General features: G+C 71.7%; 1 protein-coding gene and 1 pseudogene. Both read right to left on the bottom strand.

Annotation, left to right across the window (positions count from 1 at the left end):
• On the bottom strand, positions 1-1,489 hold a 1,489-nt coding region (locus AWZ10_RS19575), incomplete at its 3' end, for a glycosyltransferase family 87 protein (protein WP_425264499.1).
• A 148-nt stretch (positions 1,490-1,637) separates the two neighbouring features.
• Positions 1,638-1,929, bottom strand: a pseudogene (locus AWZ10_RS47840) (transposase); the annotation flags it as partial.

Below are 1,929 nucleotides of genomic sequence, written 5' to 3'. Positions count from 1 at the left end.
CCACGAAGTGGAACGACGTGTAGTAGAAGTCGAAGAAGCCCCGCAGCCAGCCGATCCCGACCACCGTGTGGTTGAACCAGTGCTCGATGTCGATGAACAGGGCCTTCTCGACCGCGAGGACCTGCCCGGCGTGCTCCTCGGCGACGGCCCGGCTGCCGGTGGCCTCCAGGCGGGTGCGCTGGTAGGCGGCGTAGGTGGCGCGGATCAGCAGCAGTTCGAGGAGCAGGTTGGGACGGGTCGCCACCCGGCGCAGCAACGGGGCCCGGGTGAAGCGGGTCTGCGCCTTCGGGGCGTACTCCGTGGGGATCGGCGCCCGGAAGTACTCCGAGGTACGGGACAGGAACGGCACGACGAGCGCGGCGGTGAGCGCTGCCAGCAGGACCACGTTGTCACGCACCGGGTGCAGAACGCCCACGTTCGGCACCATCATCTTCGCGGGCAGCGTCATCACCAGGACGACGGCGACCGGCCACACGTACCGCGCCGAGGCCTTCCTGCCGACCCGGCCGACCACCGCGAGCAGCACCCACAGCAGCTGGTGCTTCCAGGACGTCGGCGAGACGGCGACCACGACACAGCCGGTGAGGGCGACCGCGAGCAGCAACTGTCCGTCGCGGGCGTAGTGGATGGCCCTCCGCATGCCGAGTGCGGCGACGGCGGCGGCCAGCGCGAAGAAGACGACGATCTCCAGCGGGCCCGTGAGGCCCAGCCGGAGCAGCGCGCCGTGCAGGGACTGGTTGGCGAGGTCGTCCGCCCGGCCGCCGAGGCCGACCCCGGCCAGGTGGTGCACCCAGTAGGCGTACGAGTCGTGCGGCATCACCGCCCAGGCGAGCGCGGTGGCGGTGGCGAAGGTGATCCCGGTGCTCGCGGCGGCCCGGCGGCGGCCGGTGAACCACAGCAGCGGCACGAACAGCAGCACGGTCGGCTGGAAGGCCGCGGCCAGCCCTATGCAGACCCCGCTGGCGCGCTCGCCCCGGACCGCGAAGCAGCCCGCCAGGACGAGCAGGACGGGGAGGATGCTGGTCTGGCCCAGATACAGCGTGTTGCGCACCGGCAACGACAGCATCAGCAGGGTGACCGCGACGGGGGCCGCGAGCAATGCCGTGCGGCGGGTGACGGGCTGGGGCAGGGCGCGGGCGGCGACCAGGCCGAGGGCGACGACCAGGAGGAGGGTGCCGAAGGTCCAGCCCCAGCCGAGCGCCTGTTCGGCCGTTCGGGTGAGGGGCTTGAGGACGAGGCCGCCGAACGGCGTACCGGCGAACCGCGTCGAGTCGTACAGCGAACCCGTGACATGCAGGACACCGTCCGGTCCGACCCAGGTCTCCAGGTCGGTCAGCCGCTCCCCACTGGCCGTGTGCAGCACGACCGCGATCTGCCGCGCCGCCAGGACCGCGGCGACCAGCCAGAGCACGACGCGAACCGTCCCCAACCGGGCCGCCGCACCCGTGCCCACGGCACCGCCCGGTCTGCCCTGCTCCGCGTTCGCCACGCCCTGCCGTCCCTCCGGCATCGTTCGCCGCCCCATGGAAATGCTCGCACCGCCCTTGTCGTCAGACGGGGGCACCCCCCGCTTCACCTCACAGCCGCCCAGGTTTGGGGTGCGTCCCCCTTTGAGAGGGAGCCGGCGGTGGATCGGTGCGGGCGCCAGCAGCATGCTGGTGCGCCCGCACGATGGTGGAGTCGACCGAGATGTCCCAGTCGATCTCGCCCGCAGCGTCAGCCTGGGCTTGGACCTGCTGGAGCAGGCGCTCCCAGGGCCCGTCGGCCGACCACAATCGGTGTGGCCTGCACACGGTCTTCCACGGACCGGACCGTTCGGGCAGGTTACGCCGCTGAGCGCCTGTCCATACCTGGCGCGGAATCCCGTCGATCATCTGCCGGGTGATGCCGCCACCTGCCACAACGCCTGTGGCTGAGCGGCAGGAACGG

The organism is Streptomyces europaeiscabiei (assembly GCF_001550375.1).
Classification (GTDB): domain Bacteria; phylum Actinomycetota; class Actinomycetes; order Streptomycetales; family Streptomycetaceae; genus Streptomyces; species Streptomyces europaeiscabiei.
This window is presented reverse-complemented; position numbering and strand designations above follow the sequence as displayed.